The sequence below is a fragment of the Homoserinimonas sp. OAct 916 genome, assembly GCF_003260275.1.
Taxonomy (GTDB): Bacteria; Actinomycetota; Actinomycetes; order Actinomycetales; family Microbacteriaceae; genus OACT-916.
In genome coordinates, this window is sequence record NZ_QJHB01000102.1 from 1 (window position 1) to 284 (window position 284).

General features: G+C 49.6%; 1 protein-coding gene. It reads left to right on the forward strand.

Annotation, left to right across the window (positions count from 1 at the left end):
- On the forward strand, window positions 1–284 hold a 284-nt coding region (locus DL891_RS16870), incomplete at both ends, for a hypothetical protein (RefSeq protein ID WP_157962613.1).

Sequence of the window (284 nt, forward strand, 5' to 3'; positions counted from 1 at the left end):
GGTGAACACAATGTGGGCAAAGGGAGAGGCCAAGATTCTTCGTGAGAAGATCACGGAGAAGGCCTATTATGATGATGAAGTCATCCGCATCCTCAGCACCAGGAGTAAGGCACAGCTGAACGCGACCTTCAATATCTACAACAACTCATATGGGAATGCCATCAGCAAGGATTTGAAGGCTGATCCGAATGACGAACACCTCAAGCTACTGAGGACTGTCATCAAGTGCTTGACCGTCCCCGAGAAGCATTACGAGAAGGTTCTGCGGCAAGCCATCAACAAGG